The organism is Nonomuraea sp. NPDC049400, from assembly GCF_044466425.1.
Lineage (GTDB): Bacteria > Actinomycetota > Actinomycetes > Streptosporangiales > Streptosporangiaceae > Nonomuraea.
In genome coordinates this window covers 232016-249135 of the sequence record NZ_JBITMP010000014.1, presented here as the reverse complement: position 1 = coordinate 249135, position 17120 = coordinate 232016, and the positions used below count along the sequence as shown (strand labels likewise).

16 protein-coding genes and 3 tRNA genes are annotated in these 17120 nt (G+C 68.4%); 9 read left to right on the top strand and 10 right to left on the bottom strand.

Going from position 1 to position 17120, the window contains the following annotated elements:
• Positions 1-212: 212 nt before the first annotated feature.
• Positions 213-446, bottom strand: coding sequence for a hypothetical protein (locus tag ACIBVN_RS24145; RefSeq protein WP_397139830.1), 234 nt, complete (start codon positions 444-446; stop codon positions 213-215).
• A gap of 172 nt (positions 447-618) precedes the next feature.
• On the opposite strand from ACIBVN_RS24145, the gene ACIBVN_RS24140 reads away from it, so the two are divergent.
• On the top strand, positions 619-1359 hold the full coding sequence (locus ACIBVN_RS24140; protein ID WP_397139828.1) for a hypothetical protein: 741 nt from the start codon (positions 619-621) through the stop codon (positions 1357-1359).
• Between the two features lie 1062 nt (positions 1360-2421).
• Here the strand turns inward: ACIBVN_RS24140 and ACIBVN_RS24135 are convergent.
• From ACIBVN_RS24135 to ACIBVN_RS24105, 7 genes are all read right to left on the bottom strand, one after another.
• Positions 2422-2607, bottom strand: coding sequence for a hypothetical protein (locus ACIBVN_RS24135; RefSeq protein WP_397139826.1), 186 nt, complete (start codon positions 2605-2607; stop codon positions 2422-2424).
• Between the two features lie 100 nt (positions 2608-2707).
• Positions 2708-3220 carry an isochorismatase family protein gene (locus ACIBVN_RS24130; protein WP_397139824.1) on the bottom strand — a complete coding sequence of 171 codons (513 nt, stop codon included), beginning with the start codon at positions 3218-3220 and terminating at the stop codon, positions 2708-2710.
• Between the two features lie 49 nt (positions 3221-3269).
• Positions 3270-4496 carry an ISAs1 family transposase gene (locus tag ACIBVN_RS24125; RefSeq protein ID WP_397139822.1) on the bottom strand — a complete coding sequence of 409 codons (1227 nt, stop codon included), beginning with the start codon at positions 4494-4496 and terminating at the stop codon, positions 3270-3272.
• A 391-nt stretch (positions 4497-4887) separates the two neighbouring features.
• Positions 4888-4962, bottom strand: a tRNA-Val gene (locus ACIBVN_RS24120).
• A gap of 1 nt (position 4963) precedes the next feature.
• Positions 4964-5037, bottom strand: a tRNA-Cys gene (locus ACIBVN_RS24115).
• A 16-nt stretch (positions 5038-5053) separates the two neighbouring features.
• Positions 5054-5125 (bottom strand) — tRNA-Gly (locus ACIBVN_RS24110).
• Positions 5126-5258: 133 nt separating this feature from the next.
• A complete protein-coding gene (locus ACIBVN_RS24105) occupies positions 5259-5882 on the bottom strand; it encodes an ACT domain-containing protein (RefSeq protein ID WP_397139820.1) in 624 nt (207 codons plus the stop codon).
• A gap of 471 nt (positions 5883-6353) precedes the next feature.
• Between ACIBVN_RS24105 and ACIBVN_RS24100 the strand changes: the two genes are divergently transcribed.
• Both ACIBVN_RS24100 and dusB read left to right on the top strand, forming a co-directional pair.
• On the top strand, positions 6354-6746 hold the full coding sequence (locus tag ACIBVN_RS24100; RefSeq protein WP_397139818.1) for a hypothetical protein: 393 nt from the start codon (positions 6354-6356) through the stop codon (positions 6744-6746).
• Between the two features lie 74 nt (positions 6747-6820).
• Positions 6821-7933, top strand: coding sequence for a tRNA dihydrouridine synthase DusB (dusB, locus tag ACIBVN_RS24095; protein ID WP_397139816.1), 1113 nt, complete (start codon positions 6821-6823; stop codon positions 7931-7933).
• An 84-nt stretch (positions 7934-8017) separates the two neighbouring features.
• Here the strand turns inward: dusB and ACIBVN_RS24090 are convergent, their stop codons facing one another.
• A complete protein-coding gene (locus ACIBVN_RS24090; RefSeq protein WP_397139814.1) occupies positions 8018-8797 on the bottom strand; it encodes a phytanoyl-CoA dioxygenase family protein in 780 nt (259 codons plus the stop codon).
• Positions 8798-8832: 35 nt separating this feature from the next.
• On the opposite strand from ACIBVN_RS24090, the gene ACIBVN_RS24085 reads away from it, so the two are divergent.
• The gene (locus ACIBVN_RS24085; RefSeq protein ID WP_397139812.1) at positions 8833-9759 is read left to right on the top strand and encodes a helix-turn-helix domain-containing protein; all 927 of its coding nucleotides are present in this window, start codon (positions 8833-8835) and stop codon (positions 9757-9759) included.
• Between the two features lie 41 nt (positions 9760-9800).
• On the opposite strand, the gene ACIBVN_RS24080 is transcribed toward ACIBVN_RS24085, so the two are convergent.
• Positions 9801-10955 (bottom strand): ROK family protein, encoded by a 1155-nt coding sequence (locus ACIBVN_RS24080; protein ID WP_397139810.1) that lies wholly within the window; start codon positions 10953-10955, stop codon positions 9801-9803.
• A gap of 166 nt (positions 10956-11121) precedes the next feature.
• Between ACIBVN_RS24080 and ACIBVN_RS24075 the strand changes: the two genes are divergently transcribed.
• From ACIBVN_RS24075 to ACIBVN_RS24055, 5 genes are all read left to right on the top strand, one after another.
• Positions 11122-12426 carry a glycoside hydrolase family 36 protein gene (locus ACIBVN_RS24075; protein WP_397139808.1) on the top strand — a complete coding sequence of 435 codons (1305 nt, stop codon included), beginning with the start codon at positions 11122-11124 and terminating at the stop codon, positions 12424-12426.
• Positions 12423-13358 carry a carbohydrate ABC transporter permease gene (locus ACIBVN_RS24070; protein WP_397139806.1) on the top strand — a complete coding sequence of 312 codons (936 nt, stop codon included), beginning with the start codon at positions 12423-12425 and terminating at the stop codon, positions 13356-13358. The genes ACIBVN_RS24075 and ACIBVN_RS24070 overlap by 4 nt, the downstream gene beginning before the upstream one ends.
• A 9-nt stretch (positions 13359-13367) precedes the next feature.
• On the top strand, positions 13368-14177 hold the full coding sequence (locus ACIBVN_RS24065) for a carbohydrate ABC transporter permease (RefSeq protein WP_397139804.1): 810 nt from the start codon (positions 13368-13370) through the stop codon (positions 14175-14177).
• A gap of 28 nt (positions 14178-14205) precedes the next feature.
• Positions 14206-15507, top strand: coding sequence for an ABC transporter substrate-binding protein (locus tag ACIBVN_RS24060; RefSeq protein ID WP_397139802.1), 1302 nt, complete (start codon positions 14206-14208; stop codon positions 15505-15507).
• A gap of 61 nt (positions 15508-15568) precedes the next feature.
• Entirely contained in the window at positions 15569-17113 is a 1545-nt protein-coding gene (locus ACIBVN_RS24055; protein WP_397139800.1) for an alkaline phosphatase D family protein, read from the top strand.
• The last annotated feature ends 7 nt before the right edge of the window (positions 17114-17120 follow it).

The window sequence follows — 17120 nt, the reverse complement described above, 5'->3', positions numbered from 1 at the left end:
CGCCCACCAAGCCCGCGCCCGCAGCAGCCACTACTGGAAACGCTGGCTACGCCACAACAAGATCCAGCTCTAGATCACAAAACATGACTGTAGTATTAGGCGACCGCGGCAAGCCCTCCTTCGTCTGGTAACTGGTCATTGGTCACTGGTGCATCCTCATGACGGCAACGCTGACGGCAACGTCGGTCACCGAGCCCGCATAACCCGCACCGTCAACTGCGACCCCACTCCTGGCCGGCAAGGCTGAGCAGGGTGATCGCGACTTCTGAAAAGCGGAAGGTCATGCTGACGTGCGGCTTCCGTTCTTCGGGTCTGGCGGCCTTGCGGTATGGGTTCATTTGCTCTCGGACGATGGGCTGCCAGCCGGGGCTCGCCGGCTTCGGAATGGCCGCCGAGGACGTGCTCACCACCGTTGGCCTGCAATGGCTGAGGTGGCGCTCGCTCATCCCGTCTGCTGTTTCTTCTCGCGTCCTCACGGGCCTTCTCATGGATCCGCCGATGCTCCTGGAGCACCGGGGCGCATGGTTCGGGTGGTGGAAGCGCGGTCCTCGAATCTGCCGTCTGGGCCATCCTCTCGGCGGGTGCCGGGAAGTGCCGTCGTACGGGACCCTGGGGCACATGAACGACGATGTCTACTCGGGTCACCACTGGCGTTCCCTGTACGAGAGCGTCTTTGACCACAAGGGCGACGGGCTGGCCGACATGCTGCTGCGGTGGCTGGACGAGCATCCGGCGCACGTGGCGGAGGTGCGGGAGGCAGGCCAGCCCGAAAGTCACCTGATCCCTCTGGGAAAGCCTCCCAAGAGGGGCTACAGCTCGCTGGAGCGGTTGTATGCCGTGAACCGCATCCTCGACCTGCTCATCCTTAGCTACCAGGATCCCCCGGACGATTCGGCAGAGAGCCCGAACGAGGTCTGCCCACCGGTCGGCGTCTATCCCGCCTTCTGTGCGGCGCTGGGCGCGGACCGGATCGGCAGGCGGGGGTTCCACCCGTTCTTCCACGAGGTCGTCGAGGTGCGGCCGGCCGACGATCCCGACGAGCCGCCCTCGATCGTCGAGGAGCGCTGGCCCGGTTACATGATGGGATCGATGCTGCTGATGCGGGCCGGGGTGGTCGTCACCGCCGGGGCGCGGCATCTGGTCGCGGGGGTCGCCGATCGCTCCACCCTGTACTGGACCTTCTGGCGCCGGTCACGATCCACCGATGACCTCTCGCACGGTTGGGGGGCAACTCGCAGTGGAGAACCGACTTCCGCCGCGACTACCTGGTTGACGACCGGTTGCACTACAACGTGGACGAGGTCCTGGATCCGGACGACGAGGAGCGGGGAGACGAAGACCTCGGCCCGGCGTCGATGATCGAGATTGTCCGGTACCGGTGCAGCACCGTTGTCGATCATGGTGATGACCTCTTCCCCTACAACGATCACCATGTCGAGCCGGCCCCTACAGACTGACCCGATGTATAGGCACCCCGGCCCTGCCGGAAGGCGTGTAATCGATGAAGAGGACCTCATCCGGGCCGTGTCCGCGGTGTTTGCTATACGGCAGTGCCGTACAGCAACACCGCCTTACACGATCACACGTCACCGGACCGCATCTACCGCCTGACCAGGCCGGGGCGCTCTTGACGAGGTGTCTGCCCTTCCCTTGCAAACAGAAGGTCAGGGGTTCGATTCCCCTCGTCGGCTCTACTCGGAAGCCCAGATCATCACGTGATGACCTGGGCTTTCGTATGATCTGGATCAGTTGCGGGTGTCCGACTGTCTCCGGCTGTCATCGGCTGACGGCGGCTCTGCTTTCCCAATGCGTTCCCACGACCTGCCGCCGCGTGCGTCGATGATCCGATGAGTCGGAAGCACCGGCATACCCGAAACATGCCGCTGCTCTCTACGGTTGACCGCAAAGATTCAACCGACGGAAGACGTTTTATGTTTGTGAAGCGATTCGTTGCGGTTGCCATGCTGGCAGCTGCGGCTTTTTCGACGTTGGCGGTCAACCCTGCCCCTGCCAGCGCGGACACTATCGTCAAGTACTACCCCACTCGTAAGGCATGCAAGGCCGCCGCCACATATATGAATATATTTAAGACAGGAACGTACTACTGCGTGTCCCGTCCGTACCCCGCCACCAGCCATAAAGTGATGCGGAAGGACTAGTGGCCTGCGGCCATCGCTCGATCTTTGTTGTCTTCACAGGCTCCAAATGATCAGGCGGTGGCCGTCTCCACGTCATCTCCGCCGCCACGGCCGTTCCAAGATCATGATTGTGGGCCGAGACGTAGATCGCAATGCGATCACGAACGGGGTGTTACGGGTTCAGCCGAGATATGACGCGCCGCGTTGCGGCAGGCCGGTCGGGGTGGGGTGCATCAGCCAGGCGTGGTCGTCTCGGTCACGTGGTGGCGCCGTGGCGGTGCCCTCAGTGGTGGTCTGGGTGGTGGGGTGTCGGCCATGCTGGTAACAGCGTGTAGTTCCAGTCACTGTGCCAGTAGTGGCTGGTGATGGGTAGGTCGGCCAGCTGAGCGTCGCTGATGGTGACGCCGGTGGCGTACTGCCCGGTGTCCAGTTCGGTGCCGAGGGCTGCCGCAACGCCCTCCAACTCCACCGGGAGATCACCGAGCAGAACCCCTCGGAGAGTGGTTGATCCGAGCCATGGGATCTGGGCCCACAGTGCCCTCTGAATCAGCCTCGAGTCTGTACTGATCTCAGTCCAGCGCTGTCACGACCTCGTCGGTCGTGCAGACAGTAGCGATACGCGGGAAGATGTAGTCGAAGGCGAACTCATGGGCGTGCGCGTCGAATGCGGTGACCGCGTCCTCGGGCAAGATCACCTTGAAGCCGAACTCGTCGGCGAAACGCGCGGTCTGCTCGACGCCGAAGTTCGTGGCGATCCCGGTGATGATCAGGGTGTCGATGGCGTGCTTACGCAACGCCTCCTCCAGCCCGGTGTTGTGGAACGCGCCCCACGTGCGCTTCACGATCTCCAGGTCGCCGAGGACCCCTTCCACCAGCTCACTGCCTGGTGGCTGCTCCGCAACGCCTGGCCGTTCGACCCGCACGGAGACGACGAGACCGCCCGCCTTTCGCACTGCGTCGGCCAGGGCGACGGAGCGGGCGACCACAGCAGGTCCGGAATGTGGTGCCGTGGGCTGCTCGACGATGCGAGTCATCAAGTCGACAAGGAGCAACGCGGTGCGACGGGGATCCAGTTTGTCCATGATCGGCATGGTAGCTGTCAACATCGCCTCCACGGCCGTTCCAAGACCGTTAGTTGAGCCCGAGAATGGCGAATGGTCTGCTCATGTAGCGGCAGGCCCAGCGGGTCGCTTCGGTGATGTCGGGGCGTCCGGCCAGGCGTAACGCGCCGATGGCGAGGTTGCGCAGGGAGCCCATGACGCGAGGGCCGGAGCGGGTGCGGATACGAGAGTGGTCTTCGCGGAACAGGGTGTCGCGGATCCAGTGCAGGACCTCCACGCCCCAGTGATCTTGGTTGTATCGGGCCAGGTCGGCGGCGGTAACCCGGGTGGAGTCGAGGCTGGCGACGCCGAGTTGGGCGATGGCCGACAGCGGGGTCCCGTCGGCGGCGGTGACGTAACGTTCGATCAGCCAGACCTGGCTGACGTGCGGGAACGGCAGGTTCTCGGGGGCGGGCAGAACTTGAATGGTGCGGGTGGTGATCCGGCCATGTCCCTTGTCGGTGCTGGTGCGAGTGATCGGGGTCTCGCGCCAGGGCAGCGCGTTGAGCGCGTCGAACAAGGCGCCGCGGTTCTCCTTGACCGGCAGGACGAAGTGGCCGCCCTGCTCCCGGATCACGCGGGCGGTGGCCTTGACCGTGTGCAGGGCGTCGGCGGTCAGCACGGTCCCGGTCAGGTCGAGTCGTTTCAGTAGGTCGCGGGCAGTGATGGTCTCACGGGGCTTGGCGCCGTCGACCTCGGCTTGCGCGGTCACCACGGCCCGCTGCGGTGGTCCGGTCATGACGGCCAGCAGATGCCGCTGGTTGCCGTCGGCGTCCTTGGCGCCGCGTATGGCCTTGCCATCCAGGCGCAGGTGGGTCAGCGGCGACTGGCCATCACAGGGCCCATCGTTATCCTCATCACTTGTGTTCATGCAAGTCATCAAGGTTGTCGTGAGCCAGGCGCCAATCGCGGCATCCAGCGCGGCGGCGTCGGTCTCGGTCAGCACCCGCCAGATCGTGGTCTTGCCCGGCGGTGGTGCCGGGGCCGCCCCAGCCCGCATATAGAGGTCGGCCAGCACGTCGGCGGGCACGTCAGCGATCCAGCCGGTGATCGCGCGGTAGCCCTTCATTCCGGCTACGGTCGCCGCCGCGGCCAGGGCGAGCACCGCAGCCACAGGGTGGTCACGTCTTTGATCGGAGCGTCCGTCGGACACCCCGGTCAGCAAGGTCAGCAGGTCATCGCAGGCATCCGCGAGCGGGACGCAGATGATCGGGCCGGCGGCTACCAGCTCGGCCGCGGGGATGGCACACTGGGCCACGACGAAGCTCCACGCGCAAAGATCTGTAGGAAGACCCTTGCTACTGGGCTTCGTCTCATGCCCAGGGAACACGCCGTACGTGATCACATCGCGACCTGCCGGGCTCGTGTCGCGACCAAGCCTATTAACGATCTTGGAACGGCCGTGCATGGTGCCCTCCGATGCTCCGAGTGTGCTCCAACTTGCACAAGGAGCTTGAATGGCAAGCGGGAGCCAGTCGAGCGACTCATGCCAGATCGGACCCAGCACGGGTCAGCACAACATCAGCACCGGTGCTGACAATAACCATGATCAACCGGGAACAACAAGAAGCCCCAGACTCCCGGCGTGTGCCGTGAGCTGGGGCTTTAACTCCTGTTTGACCAAGTCAGACCTGGTCTGCTATGGAGCCTGGTGGACGATACTGGGATTGAACCAGTGACCTCTTCCGTGTCAGGGAAGCGCTCTCCCGCTGAGCTAATCGTCCTTGGAGGTGGAGACGGGATTTGAACCCGTGTGGACGGCTTTGCAGGCCGCTGCCTCGCCTCTCGGCCACTCCACCGAGTAGAACCTCTCCGAGCGGAAGACGGGATTCGAACCCGCGACCCTCACCTTGGCAAGGTGATGCTCTACCACTGAGCCACTTCCGCGTTGCCTCGATAACTCTAGCGCGTTTGCCGACCAGATGCTCACCGTGGGCCGCGTTCAGCGGTCCACGGCAGGTTGCGGAGTGCCCTACCGTGGGCCGCGTCCAGCGGTCCGCGGCAGCTTGCGGGGTGTGCGCTACTTGCGGAGCTGGCGGGCCACGCTGCGCTCCGTGGCGGGCAGGCTGAGGAAGATCTCCAGGATGCGGGTGAGGCGGTGGACCTCGATGCGGTGGAAGGCCGGGCCCTCCGAGCGGGCCAGGATGAGGGAGAGGGCCAGGGGCGGCAGGGGGGCGTGGATGAGGTGGAGGCCCTCCTCGAGGGTGACGGCCGTCGGGCGGGACGGCGTCTCCTGCGGGACCACCAGGTCTTTGGGGGCGCGCCAGCTCGCGTAGACCACGCGCTCGCCGGACGTCGTGGCGGCCCAGTCGGCGCTGAAGAGGACGGGGAGCGAGTCGACGAGCGTGGTGAGAGCCCGGTCGCCCGCCGTGGTGATGTATTTGAGGATCTCCAGCTCAGGGTACGTCCCCGGCGCCTCCCTGGTGGTCCAGACCCCCTCGACCGCCACGCCGTCGACGGTCTCCAAACTCTTGATCAGCGACTGCCGGGGCATGCTCTCCGGGAAGAAGATCGTGATGTCGTCGACGGCCGTGCCCGCGCCCCGGTCGAGCACGGTCACCTGCGTGATGTCGGCTCCCGCCGCGCCCAGGACCTTGGTCACCTGTGCCAGGGAGCCAGGTCTGTCGGGCAGCGCCAAGCGCACGCGAAGAAGCATCCGTCCCCCCAACGACGATCTGGATAACAGCGTCTCTGATCAGCTTAACGATCCTCTGCCAGGCGGGGTGGCTGGGATCGGCTGCCACCGGGGTGGGGTGGTGTGGGCGTCCAGGTGGAAGCCTGCGCCTGCAGTTGCCCCGCGCCGCGGCACGGAGCCGTGCTCGGCCATCTCGACGAGGAGGGGGAGCCGGGCGACGGAGCTGTCGCGGCTGCCGGGCACGCACAAGCAGGTCATCGGCAACCTGATCGATGAGCTGGAGGGGCTGGGTTGCGTGGAACGCCGGCCCGCCCCCAGGACCGACGCGCCAAGTTGATCGTTCCGACCGCCCGCGGGCCAGATCAGATGGAGAAGCCGGACGCGATCATGGCCGCGATCGATCAGCCGCCTTGGCGGCTGATCGATCGGTGAGCTGGTGAGCCTGGAAGAGGGCACCCGCGCCGACGGCGGTGAGTGGTGGTGCGCGCCGCCTGGTACGACCGGCAGGGACCGGCACGCGAGGTGCTCGACGTCGGCGAGCTGCCCACCCCCGAGCCCGGCCCCGGCGAGGTGCGGGTCAAGGTCGCGGCCTCCGGCGTCCACGGGGGCGACCTGGGCAAGCGCCAGGGCTGGTGGGGCGTCGACCGAGTCGCCGAGGTCGCGTTCGACACCGGTATAGCCACCGACGTCGAGCTCCTCGGGTATGGCGGAACGGTGGCCACCTACGCCACCAGGGCGACCGATCCGGCGGTGCCGTACTGGCCCCTCGGCTTCAAGAACATCGCCGCCCGCTTCCCGCTCGACCGGATCGCCGAGGCGCACGAGGCCACCGGGACGCTGGGCTCCACCGGCCGGGTCGTGGTCGATCTCTGAAGCGGCGTGCGGGACCGGGCCGAAGAATGCGATCGAATACCCGTTACGGACTGACCTGCGCTACAACTGTCCGGGTGAAGATTGGGCCGATTGAGGTATGGCCGCCGGTGGTGCTCGCGCCGATGGCGGGCATCACGAACGCGCCGTTCCGCGTGTTGTGCAGGGAGCAGGGCGCGGGGCTGTTCGTGTGCGAGATGATCACGACGCGCGGGCTGGTCGAGCGCAATCCAAAGACGATGCGGATGATCAGGTTCGCGGAGTCGGAGCGGCCCAGGAGCATCCAGCTGTACGGGGTGGACCCCGGCATCGTGGGGCGGGCGGTCAGGATGATCGCCGAGGAGGACCTGGCCGATCACATCGATCTCAACTTCGGCTGCCCCGTGCCCAAGGTGACCAGGCGTGGCGGCGGCTCCGCGCTGCCGTACAAGAGGAATCTGCTGCGGCGGATCCTGCGGGAGGCGGTCGCCAACGCGGGGTCGTTGCCCGTGACGATGAAGATGCGCAAGGGGATCGATGACGATCATCTGACGTATCTCGACGCCGGGCGGATCGCTGCCGAGGAGGGGGTCGCGGCGGTCGCGCTGCACGCGCGTACGGCCAAGCAGCATTACGGGGGTGTGGCCGACTGGGATGCCGTCGCCCGGCTGAAGGAGGCCGTGCCGGACATCCCCGTGCTGGGGAACGGCGACATCTGGTGCGCCGACGACGCCCTGCGGATGGTGGCGCGTACGGGGTGCGACGGCGTGGTCGTCGGACGGGGGTGCCTGGGGCGGCCGTGGTTGTTCAAGGACCTGGAGAACGCGTTCAACGGCAGCCCCGAGCGGGCCCGGCCGACGCTCGGCGAGGTCGCCGAGGTGATGGCCAGGCACGCCGAAGGGCTGACCGAGTGCTTCGACATCGAGCGGTACGCCGTCGCCGACTTCCGCAAGCATGTCGGGTGGTATCTGAAGGGGTTCACGGTCGGGAGCGAGCTGCGGCGGGAGCTGGCCACGGCCGAGTCGCTCGACGGGCTGCGCGAAGGGCTGGCGAAGCTGGAGCACGATCAGCCGTGGCCGCCGAACACGGACACGCCACGGGGGAAGTCGGGGGAGCGGTCCAAGGTGCTTCTGCCGGACGGGTGGCTGGACGACCCATGGGACTGCCCGATCCCAGACCGTGACGCCGAGTCCGACATCTCGGGTGGCTGAGCGCTCCCGAGGGTGCTGAGTGAGCGTCCCCGAGGGTGCTGAGCGCCTCCGGGAGCGGCTGAGCGTTCCTGACGGTGAGCGCCGTCAGTGTGGGCCGGTGGCCTCGGTGCCGCAGGGGCCGCCGCCGACGGCCTGCTCCAGTTGAACGGGCTCGCCCGACATCGTGAGCGTCGGGTAGTACTCGGCGATCCGCTCGGCCGAGCGCCCGACGTAGTGGCAGATGAAGCTGCGCCGGAAGCGGTCGGTCGTGCTGTTCGGCTCCGAGCCGTGCACCAGGCTGCCGTTGAAGAAAAGCACGTCGCCGGGGTTCATGTCGACGGGCACCCGATCCAGCCCGGGCGGCGGCGGGACGTACTCCCGGGTGAACGAGACGTCCTGGTCGGCCTCCTCCGGGCAGAACAGGTCCATCAGATGCGTGCCCGGCACGACCTCGAGGCCGCCGTTCGCCCGGTCCACCCGGTCGAGCGCCACCCACGCGGCCACGCACGTGCCCGGCTCGACCCGGAGGTAGAAGTTGTCCTGGTGCAGCGCCTGGCCCCTGGCACCCGGCGGCTTGAAGTAGAACATGCTCTGGGCTGCTATCGGCTCCTCGCCTAGGATGTCGCGGAGTATCGCGGCGATGCGCGTGTCGAGCAGGTAGCGCAGGGCCAGGTCGTTCACCTGATGCGGGTGCATGATCCGCGGGTAGTCGCGGAGGATGTCGTACGGCTGCCCGGGTTCCTGCGGCTTGGGGGAGAAGTGGCCAGGGATCGGCCCCTTGGCGTGCAGCGTCATGAACTCGTCGCGCAGCTCGGCAACCTCTTCAGGAGCGAGCAGACCGGGCACCAGCATGTACCCCTGATCGTGGAAGTCGTTGAGCCTCATGTGTCTCACGCTAAGGAGCGGGATCGTGGAACGGTATGCCTGTGACCGCTGAGGACCTGTCTGTTCCTGCTGCCGCGCTGACGATCGTGGGCCACTACGACAAGGCCCCCGGCTACGCCACGCGCCGCCCCACCGGGTCGCCGAGCTGGCTGCTGCTGTGGACCGAGGCGGGGGCGGGGCTCGTGGAGCAGGGCGGGGCGTCGTTCGCGGCCCGGGCCGGGGATCTGGTGGTGCTGGGCTCCGGGGTGTCCCAGTACTACAGGGTGCTGGCGGGGGAGGAGCGGTGGCGCTTCTGGTGGGTGCACTTCCAGCCCCGGCCACCGTGGGGGGCCTGGCTGGCGCCCTATGCGCGTGGAGACGGGTGCCATCTGGTCGGGGGCGTGCCGGCGGGCGTGCACGGGCGCATCGGCCTGGCGTTCGAGCGGGCGCTCCAGGACGCGCGGTGGGTGCCCGACGCGCCCCTTCCCACCGATGTGCCCCCTCCCGCCGACGTGCCCTTTTCCACCGACGTGCGGGTGCCGGCGGTCGTCGTGGCGGGGGCGGCCAGGGAGCTGGTGCTGGGCGCCGTGGAGGAGGTGCTCGTGCTCGCCACCGCCTCCGCGCGGCCCGAAGCGGCGCGCCGGTCCGACGAGGGTGACGAGCGGGTGGTCCGGGCGCTCGCGCTCATCGCCGCCGAGCCCGGAGCGCCGCACTCGGTCGCCTCGCTCGCCCGCGCGGTCGCGCTCTCGCCGTCCCGCTTCGCCCACCTGTTCGCCGCCGAGACCGGGCGCACCCCGATGCAGGCCGTGCGTGAGGCGCGGGTACGGCACGCGGCCAGCCTGCTCGAGGTGACGGACTTGGACGTGGGGCAGGTGGCGGCGGCCTGCGGCTTCGTCAGCCCGTTCCACTTCAGCCGGGCGTTCAAGCGCGAGTACGGCCTGCCGCCCCGCGATTACCGCGCCCGCCTCCGCCGGCAATCCTGACCCGAGCGACGCGCGCCGACGGGTCAGCGGGGCCGACCGGGTCAGCGGGTGACGGGGAGGGGGCCCTTGTCGGGAGTGAAGAGCTGGTCGTCCAGGTGGTCGACCGCGTAGTCGATGGCCCCCACCACCACGCACTCGTCGCCGAGCGTGGACGCGCGTACGTCCGGCATGCGCATGCACGTGCGCTCCAGCCGTTCCCGCAGCGGCCCGAGCAGCACGTCCGCCGAGCGCGAGAACCCGCCACCCAGCACCACCATCTGCGGATCCAGGATGAGCACCATCGCGGCCGTGCCCACCGCGAGGTCGTCCACGTACCGCTCGACGGCGGCGACGGCCGCCGGATCCCCGTTCCGGGCGGCGGCGAGCGTGAACCCGGCCGCGTCCTCGGGCGCGGTGCCCGCGGGGACGGACGGGCAGGTGTTGAGGTGCTCAGGAGCGTCGAACCAGCGGGCCTCGGGCAGCATGGAGATCTCCCCGGCCGCCGCCCCGAACCCCCGGTGCACCTTCCCGCCGATGATCAGGCCGGCCCCCATGCGCCGGCCCACGTGCAGGAACACCACGTCCCGGGCGCCCTTGGCCACCCCGCGCCTGGTCTCGGCCATGGCGGCCAGGCGGCTGTCGTTCTCGATGAGCACCTGGCAGGGGAACATCTCCCGCATCTTGCCCGCGAGGTCGAGGTCGCGCCAGGCGGGCACGGCGGCCGAGTAGATGACGCGTCCCTCGACGTCGATCACGCCGACGGTGCCCACGGAGATCGTCCACACGTCGGAGACCGACGTACGGCTGAGCGCCAGGCATCCGGAGACGGCCCGCTCGATCGCCGCCAGGCGCTCCTCGACCGGGGCGTCGGGCAGCACCGGCTGCCGGGTCTCCGCGAGGATCTCGCCGTCCAGGTCGGACAGGGCGGCGCGGATGTTGTGACCCCCTATGTCCACCCCGACCAGGTAGCCGCTGTCGGCGCGGAAGCGGTAGCGGCGGGCCGGCCGGCCCATGGTGCCGGGGCTCGGCGGCACCTCCTCCACCCAGCCGAGCTCCATGAGCTCGTCGGTGACCTCCTTCATGGACGGCCTGGACAGGCCGGTCCGCTCGGCGAGCGCCGACAGGGTGAGCGGACCCGCCCTGCGCAGCTCCCGGATGGCCGTCAGCGAGTTGAGCTGCCGCAGCCGGGACAGGTCGCCGCCGCGAACGTCCGCCATCGCCGTCCTTAAGTAGGTCTCCTATGTAACCACAGATTATGCCAGCGATCGGCGGGTGTACGCCCACTGTGCATCTCCCGTTTTAGCGGGAAAAGAGGGTCATTGACCCCACGGGAGCGCCGGTGCTACTAATGAAGGGCTCCTTTGAAAGTCGAGAGGAATCAGGATGTCCTTCGCTGACATCGGCGAGATCAGGTGTGGCCCTGGCGAGGCGCGGGTGTTCGAGCAGGGCTGGCAGTCGTGGAGCCCCACGGGCGCGTACCGCCTGACGGAGGCCCCGCCCAGGCCCGCCGACGAGACCATCCAGATCCTCGCCTACCGCCCCGAGACCCCCGTCCCCGACGGGGTGTTCCAGGGCGAAGGGCTCCTGGCCGTCGAGCCGGGCGACGGGTCCGTCGAGCTCTGGTCGGCGCCGAGCCCCCTGCAGGTGCCGTCGATCAGGGCGCGCGAGGAGGGCGGCCGCCTGGTGGTCTCCGCCGACGGCCCGGTACGCCACCACCGCTCGGAAGGCGGCCTGGACCAGGCCCTGCGCGACTGGGCGGACACCATGGCGGGGCACCGGAGGACGTTCCCCGCCGTCCCGCCCATGTGGTGCACCTGGTACGGCTACTGGGACAAGGTCACCGACGCCGACGTCATCGAGAACCTCCAGCTCTCCGAGCGGCTCGGCCTGGGCGCCGACATGTTCCTCATCGACGACGGCTACGAGGCCGAGATCGGCGACTGGCTGGAGGGACGGCCCGGGTTCGGCTCGCTCGCCAGGGCCGTGGACGCCGTCACGGACGCCGGCCGGCGGGCGGGGATCTGGACCGCGCCGTTCCTCGTCGGCCACCGCAGCCGGATCTTCCGCGAGCACCCCGACTGGCTGGTCAGGGGCGCGTACGCGGGACGCATGTGGGACCAGGACCTGGCGGTGCTCGACGTCACCCACCCCGAGGCCGCCGAGCACCTGGTGCACGTCTTCCGGACGTTCGGCGCGATGGGGATCAGCCACTTCAAGCTCGACTTCGTCTACGCGGGAGCGCTCGCGGGCGGGCGGCACGAGGACCTCGACCCGATCGCCGCGTACCGGCGCGGCCTGGAGCTGATCCGCCGGGGCGCCGGCGCGGAGGCGACCCTGCACGGGTGCGGGGCGCCGATGCTGCCCAGCATCGGCCTGGTGGACATCATGCGGGTCAGCCCGGACATCGCGCCGGCCGTGCAGCCCAAGTCCGGCGACATCAGCCAGCCGTCCCAGCTCGGGGCCCGCCTCACGGGCGCGGCCCGGGAGTTCCTGCACGCCCGGTGGTGGGTCAACGACCCGGACTGCATCATCCTGCGCCCCGAGGTGGAGGCGCGGGAGGAGTGGGCGGCGCACATCGCCGGCACGGGCGGCCTGCGCGGATCGAGCGACCCGATCGCGGCTCTGGACGACTGGGGCCTGGAGACGACCAGGCGTCTCATGGTCCCGACGGCGACGGACCCGTCGTGACCAGCCACACCGCGGAGAGCGGCCTGGTGAGGGACGTCCAGGCGGCGAAGGGGCGGCGCAGGCAGGGGAGCGGCTGGCACGCGTACCTGTTCGTGGCGCCCAGCCTCTTCGGCGTGCTGGCCTTCCTGCTGCTCCCCATGGTCATCGTGCTCGTCCTCAGCCTCTTCGACTGGGAGCTGCTCTCGGACCCGAAGTTCGTCGGCCTCGACAACTACCGCCGCCTGGCGGGCGACGGCCAGACGTGGCACTCGCTCGGCGTGACGATCGCGTACGTCCTGCTCTGCATCCCCCTGCAGACCGTGCTCGCCCTGTCCCTGGCCATGCTGCTCAACCAGCGCATCAAGGGCGTCAGGTTCTACCGGTCGCTCTTCGTCGTGCCGTGGATGGCCACCCCCATCGTCCTGGCCCTGATCTGGGGCTGGATCTTCGACCCGCGCGACGGCGCCATCAACAGCGCCCTGGCGCTGGTCGGCGTCACCGGCCCCGACTGGTTGTCCGACCCCACGTGGGCGCTGCCCGCCGTCGCGCTGGTCAGCGTCTGGCAGTACACCGGCTACAACATGCTGTTCTTCCTGGCCGGGCTCCAGGGCATCCCGAAGGAGCTGCACGACGCGGCCGAGACCGACGGCGCCACCCCGGCGCAGCGGTTCTGGCGGGTGACGCTGCCGCTGCTCAACCCCACGATGTTCTTCGTCAGCGTGACCAACCTGATCGGCTCCTTCCAGGTGTTCGACACGGTGTACGCGATGACGGACGGCGGCCCCAGCCACACCACCGAAGTGATCAACTTCAGGATCTTCCAGACCGCGTTCAAGGAGTTCGACTTCGGCTACGCGGCCACGCTGTCGACCCTGCTCTTCCTGATCATCTTCCTGGTGACGATGGCGCAGGTCAGGTTCTTCGGCAAGCGCACCACCTACGACCTGAGCTGAGCGGAGACCATGGCCAAGCGAATCCTCCTGTACGCCGTGCTCGCGGCCGGTGCGTTCGTCTCCGTCTTCCCGTACCTGCTCGTCGTGCTGACCGCGTTCAAGACCCAGGCGCAGCTGAGCGGGACGGCCCCCTGGTTGCCCGGGCTGCCGCCGACCGCGGACAACCTGGCGAAGATGGTGGACGGGGACTTCCCGCGCTACCTGCTCAACACTGCCGTGATGACGGCGCTGCTGACGGCCGGCCAGCTGGTGTTCACCACGTTCGCCGCGTACGCCTTCGCGCGCCTGCGGTTCAGGGGCAGGGACGTGCTGTTCTGGCTGTTCGTGGCGACGATGATGGTGCCGAGCGCTGTCACGATGATCCCGCTGTTCCTGATCATGCGGGAGCTGGACCTCGTCAACACCTGGTACGGACTGCTCGCCCCGTACGTGCTCGGCACCCCGTACGGGATCTTCCTGATGCGGCAGTTCTTCAAGACCCTGCCCTCCGGGCTGGAGGAGGCGGCGCGGATCGACGGGGCGGGGCCGCTGACGATCCTGCTCCGCGTCATGCTCCCGCTCTGCCGCCCGGCGCTCGGCACGCTGGCGATCATCACGGTGATCTCCTCGTGGAACAGCTTCCTCTGGCCGCTGATCATCACCAGCAGCGACGACACCAAGGTCATCACGGTGGCCATCGCCACGCTCAAACAGGGCATCGGCGTCGACTACAACCTCATGATGGCCGGCAGCCTGATCGCGCTGGTGCCGATGGTGGCGGTCTTCATCTTCTTCCAGAAGCACATCGTCAGATCGGTCGTCCTCACCGGTCTCAAGTGACCGGTCTCAAGTAAGAAGAGGTCAGCGAATGTCGCACAACCCCCCGATTCGCTGGGCGCTGCTCGGCGCCGTCCTGCTCGCCCTCACCTCGTGCGGCTCAGGCTCGGGCGGCGGCGAGTCCGGCAAGGTCACGTTGACCTACCGGCTCTGGGACGACCAGCAGAAGGTCGGCTACGAGAAGGTCATGGCCGCCTTCGAGAAGGCCAACCCCGGCATCGACGTCAACATCGAGCTGCTGCCGTACGACCAGTACTGGACGAAGCTCACCGCGGACGTCGTCGCGGGCACGGCGCCGGACGTGTTCTGGATGACCCCCACCCAGTTCCCCGAATACGTGACCAAGGGCGTGCTCAGCCCGGTCCAGGTCGACCGGTCGAAGTACCACCAGACCGTCGTCGGCTCCTTCACCTACCAGGACAAGCTGTACGGCGTCCCCAAGGACTGGGGAATCGTCGGCCTGCTCTACAACAAGGACCTGTTCAAGAAGGCCGGCGTGGAGCTGCCCGACAAGCTCACCTGGGCGGCGGACGGCACCGGCACCCTGCTCGACACGGCACGCAAGCTCACCGTGGACGAGGCCGGCAAGCACCCGGGCGACGCCGGCTTCGACCCCGCCAAGGTCAAGTCGTACGGCTTCGCCTCCTGGAACCACTACCAGACGCAGTGGATGAACTGGGTCAGCTCGAACGGCGGCAAGCTCGTCGACAAGCCCTTCGGCAAGTACGCCTTCAACGACCCGGCGTCGGTGCAGGCGCTGCAGTTCGGCGTGGACCTGGTGAACAAGCACCACGTCTCCCCGCCCGCCACCCAGACCAACCCGCCGACCGGCAAGGTCACCGACATGTTCAAGGCGGGCCAGGTCGCGATGTTCCCCGCCAACAACGCGCTGCTGCCGTTCGTGGCGCCCGAGGCCACCTTCGAGATCGGCGTCGCGCCCATGCCTGAGGGGCCGAAGGGCCGCTCGGTCAACTTGAACGGCCTGGCCGAGGCCGTCTACGCCAAGAGCAAGCACCCCAAGGAGGCCATGAAGCTGGCCGAATACCTCGGCACCCAGGAGCCGCAGAAGATGATGGCCGACGGCGGCTACGCCTTCCCCGCACTCAACGGCCTCAGCCAGGGCTACGTCGACTTCTGGAAGGCGAAGAAGGTCGACGTCTCGCCGTTCGTGACGGAGGCCGAGGGCTCGACATTCCCGCTGCCGGTCACCACCGGCTTCACCGGCTTCGAGACGAAGCTTAACCAGATCTTCAACGAGATGTACCTCGGAAAACTCACTCCGCAAGCCGCCGCCGACCAGGCTGTCGCCGAAGGCAACGCCACCGTCAAGTAGACGACGCCGCCCCGAGGCCGCGCCGTCGTGGCCCCGCCGTCACCCTCACGTAAGGACCCCCATGATCACCCGGCGTTCCCTCTTCGCCGGGGGCGCGAGCCTGGGCATTTCCGCCGCACTGGGTGCTGCTCCCGTGCGCGCGGCGGCCCGTCGCGCCCCTCTCTCCGACCCCTTCCAGCTCGGCGTCGCCTCCGGTGAGCCCACGCCTGACGGCGTGGTCCTGTGGACCCGGCTCGCCATGAACCCGATCGCGCTCGACGGCCTCGGCGGCATGCCGGACCGCCCGGTGCCGGTCCAGTGGCAGCTCGCCAAAGACGAAAATTTCCGGCACGTCGTACGCGCCGGCGCCGAGGTCGCCCGCCCCGGCGCGGCTCACAGCGTCCACGTCGAGCTCGAAGGGCTCGCCCCCGGCGCCGAGTACTTCTACCGCTTCCGGGCCGAGGGCGAGATCAGCCCCGTCGGCCGCACCCTCACCGCCCCGACACCCGGCACCCGCAGCCGGGCGCTGAACCTGTCGTTCACCTCCTGCGCCGACTACCAGGTGGGCTGGTTCACGCCCTACCGCAGGATGGCCGAGGACCAGCCCGACCTGATCGCCTTCCTCGGCGACTACATCTACGAGTACGGCGACTACAAGTACCCGGTCCGCGACCAGGCCGGCGGCGAGTGCTTGGACCTGGCCGGATACCGGCTGCGCCACGCCCAGCACAAGGCCGACCCCGAGTCGCAGCTGGCCCACGCCATCGCCCCCTGGGTCGTGGTGTGGGACGACCACGACATCGAGAACGGGTGGGCCGGCGACGTGCCCGAGCAGCCCGACCCGCCGTTCCTCGCGCGCCGGGCGGCGGCCTTCCAGGCGTACTACGAGAACATGCCGCTGCGCCGCGCCCAGAAGCCGGACGGCTCGGCGCTCAGGCTCTACCGCAGCATCCGCTGGGGCGCGGTCGCCAACCTGCACCTGCTCGACACCCGCCAGTACCGCGACCTGTACGCGTGCACCGGCAAGAGCGGCACCGTCGGCCCGGACTGCCTCGACCGCTTCGAGCCCAACAGGACGATCCTGGGCCGCGACCAGGAGGCGTGGCTCGACGGCGCGCTGAAGGGCTCGCGCGCCACCTGGGACCTGCTCGGACAGCAGGTCTTCCTCATGGAGATGGACTGGGCGAACGGCGAGGGCAAGGGCTACTCGAACGAGGGCTGGGACGGCTACGTCGCCTCCCGCAACCGCCTGACGGCCGCCATCGACACCTACAAGCGCAACGCCGTCGTGCTCACCGGAGACGTGCACTCCCACTGGGCGGGCGAGGTCAAACGCGACTACCAGGACCCCGAGTCGAAGTCCGTCGCCGTCGAGCTGGTCACCACCTCGGTGACGAGCGCGGGCAACGGCCTGGACGAGTACCCCAACACGCAGGTCCTGCTCAACGAGAACCCGCACGTGAAGTTCTTCAACGGCCGCCGCGGCTACGTGCGCACCAAGATCACAGAGCAGGAGATGAAGGTCGACTTCCGGTCGCTGTCGCGCGTCACCGAGCCCTACGCCCCCGCCTACACCTCCGGCTCCTTCGTCATCGAGCCGGGCGCCGCCAGACTGAACCCCGCCTGACAGGACC

Excerpts from the sequence above, each read along its gene's own strand:
- ACIBVN_RS24145 (WP_397139830.1), bottom strand. The coding sequence starts at position 446 with ATGAGCGAGCGCCACCTCAGCCATTGCAGGCCAACGGTGGTGAGCACG.
- ACIBVN_RS24090 (WP_397139814.1), bottom strand. The coding sequence starts at position 8,797 with ATGAGGCTCAACGACTTCCACGATCAGGGGTACATGCTGGTGCCCGGT.
- ACIBVN_RS24060 (WP_397139802.1), top strand. The coding sequence starts at position 14,206 with ATGTCGCACAACCCCCCGATTCGCTGGGCGCTGCTCGGCGCCGTCCTG.
- ACIBVN_RS24065 (WP_397139804.1), top strand. The coding sequence starts at position 13,368 with ATGGCCAAGCGAATCCTCCTGTACGCCGTGCTCGCGGCCGGTGCGTTC.
- ACIBVN_RS24140 (WP_397139828.1), top strand. The coding sequence starts at position 619 with ATGAACGACGATGTCTACTCGGGTCACCACTGGCGTTCCCTGTACGAG.
- ACIBVN_RS24130 (WP_397139824.1), bottom strand. The coding sequence starts at position 3,220 with ATGGACAAACTGGATCCCCGTCGCACCGCGTTGCTCCTTGTCGACTTG.
- ACIBVN_RS24055 (WP_397139800.1), top strand. The coding sequence starts at position 15,569 with ATGATCACCCGGCGTTCCCTCTTCGCCGGGGGCGCGAGCCTGGGCATT.
- ACIBVN_RS24075 (WP_397139808.1), top strand. The coding sequence starts at position 11,122 with ATGTCCTTCGCTGACATCGGCGAGATCAGGTGTGGCCCTGGCGAGGCG.
- ACIBVN_RS24080 (WP_397139810.1), bottom strand. The coding sequence starts at position 10,955 with ATGGCGGACGTTCGCGGCGGCGACCTGTCCCGGCTGCGGCAGCTCAAC.
- ACIBVN_RS24085 (WP_397139812.1), top strand. The coding sequence starts at position 8,833 with ATGCCTGTGACCGCTGAGGACCTGTCTGTTCCTGCTGCCGCGCTGACG.